At 71.8% G+C, this 2,260-nt stretch carries 2 protein-coding genes; both read left to right on the top strand.

Annotation, left to right across the window (positions count from 1 at the left end):
• Nucleotides 1-103 precede the first annotated feature (103 nt).
• Nucleotides 104-1,075 carry a histone deacetylase family protein gene (locus PKE44_RS15460; RefSeq protein WP_324552861.1) on the top strand — a complete coding sequence of 324 codons (972 nt, stop codon included), beginning with the start codon at nucleotides 104-106 and terminating at the stop codon, nucleotides 1,073-1,075.
• Between the two features lie 328 nt (nucleotides 1,076-1,403).
• Nucleotides 1,404-2,260, top strand: an 857-nt coding sequence (locus tag PKE44_RS15455; protein ID WP_324552858.1) for a cache domain-containing protein, incomplete at its 3' end; no start/stop codon positions are given.

The following is a 2,260-nucleotide window of genomic DNA, read 5'->3' as shown; positions in this document are numbered from 1 at the left end:
TGACCGGCGTCAATCGTTACACGCCGGTGTCGGCCTACGCTCGACATATGCTTGCCGTATCGCGCCCGCTCGAAGGCGCCGGCATCCGCAGGAGGAGCAGACCATGTCAAGCACGCCCCAAGACCCGGCGCCCGGCGCCGGCGGCACGCTGGTCTTCTGGCACCCGCACTGCTCGGAGCACGACACCGGCAGCGGGCATCCGGAGCGGGCCGCGCGCATGCAGGCGGTGCTCGATGCACTCGGGGCGCCGGAATTCCGCGGCCTGCAGTGGCGCGAGGCGCCGGCGGCGAGCTTCGAGCAGCTCGAACGCGTGCACCCGGCGCATCACGTCGACCGGCTGATGAGCCGCATGCCGGCCTGGGGACAGGCGATGCTCGATGGCGACACCATCGTCTCGCCCGGCAGCTTCGAGGCGGCGCTGCGTGCCGCCGGTGCCGTGTGCGCGGCGGTCGATGCCGTCGTCGCCGGTGAGGCCGCCAACGCCTTCTGCGCGATCCGCCCGCCGGGCCACCACGCCGAGCCCGCGCGCGCGATGGGCTTCTGCCTGTTCAACAACGTCGCGGTCGGCGCCGAGCACGCGCGGCGCGTGCACGGCATCGAGCGCGTCGCGATCGTCGATTTCGACGTGCACCACGGCAACGGCACGCAGGCGATCTTCGAGGCCGTGCCGCAGGTGCTGTACGTGTCGACGCACCAGTACCCGCTGTACCCCGGCACCGGTCACGCCGAGGAAACCGGCGTCGCCGCCAACGTGCTGAACGTGCCGCTGCGCGCCGGCTCCGGCGGCGAGGCGCTGCGTCGCGCCTGGAACGAGGAGATCCTGCCGGCGCTGCGCCGCCACGAACCCGGCCTGCTGCTGGTCTCGGCCGGTTTCGATGCGCACCGCGATGATCCGCTCGCCGAACTGGCCTTCACCGAGGCCGACTACCAGTGGCTGGCCGCGCAGCTCGCCGCGTTCGCGGCCGAGTGCTGCGGCGGGCGGCTGGTGTCGGTGCTCGAAGGCGGCTACGAGCTTTCGGCGCTGGCATCGAGCTGTGCAGCGCACGTGCGCGCGCTGATGGCCGCCGGCGGCTGAAGCCGCCGGGCACACGGCCTCTTCCCCCCTCGACGGCCGCACTCCGGCGGCCGTCACGGTTTTTTTCAGCCGCTCCCGGGCGCCGCAGTTCGGCATCCGCACCGGCGATTTCGACCGGCGATCCGGGTTTTGCCGCATTGCGCAATCGCAGCAGCCTGCCGCGACCCGGCAAAACCTTACCGCCCGCCCGGTAAATCTTTGTATTGGCCTATAGCCGCCCGCCCGCCCTGCCGATATTCAGTCGCGATACCCGATACGTCCGCCCGTGGCGCCGGCCGTCCCCCCCGACCGCCGGCCCTGCCGTATCCCCGCAACCGGGAGCGTCGCGATGCCTTTCCTGAAGAACCTGTCCCTGCGCAGCCAGTTCGCGCTGCTGCTCGCGATCAACGCGCTGGCCATGGTGCTGGCGCTGACCGTGACGCTGCGCAACCTGCACGCCGAGCTGGAGCACGAACGCCGTGACCAGGTTTCGAATCTGGTCGATCTGGCCTGGGCGACGGTCGCGCGCTATCAGGCCGCCGAGGCCGCCGGACAGCTCGACCGGGCCACGGCGCAGGCGCGCGCCATCGAGGCGCTGCTCGGCATGCGCAGCGGCGAGATCTACTTCTGGGTGCATCGCTCGGACGGCGTCTATGTGATGCACGGCGGCAAGCCGGAGCGTGCCGGCACCGCCGGGCTGCTGGAGCTGCGGGATGCGCAGGGCAGGCGCCTGTTCGACAGCTTCGAGGACGCGCTCGCGCGCGGCAACGGCGCCGGCTTCGTCGAGTACAGCTTTCCGCGGGCCGGAACCGATGTGCCCGAGCCGAAGGTCTCGCGGGTCAAGCGCTTCGTGCCCTGGGACTGGGTGATCGGCAGCGGCCTGTACATCTCCGATGTCGAGGACGCCTACGCCAGCCAGCGCAACCAGTTGCTCGTCGGCCTCGGCGCGGCGCTGCTGCTGCTCGCCGTGATGCTGTGGGGGCAGAGCCGGCGCATCGTGCGCCAGGTGCATGCGGTGCTCGGCCTCGCGCGCCGGCTGGCGGCGCGCGATCTCAGCAACCCGCTGCCGGTCGAGGCGCGCGACGAGTTCGGACAGATGGCCGAGGCGCTCAACGCCGCAGTCACCGCGATGCAGACGGCCTTCACGGAGGTCGGGGAAGCCGCGGCGCGCGACCGCCAGCAGATGGAGCAGCTGCGCGCCGCCGA

It is taken from the genome of Plasticicumulans sp., from assembly GCF_035331805.1.
Lineage (GTDB): Bacteria > Pseudomonadota > Gammaproteobacteria > Competibacterales > Competibacteraceae > Plasticicumulans.
Note: the sequence above shows the minus strand (reverse complement) of the source record. Positions and strands in the feature narration are given on the sequence as shown.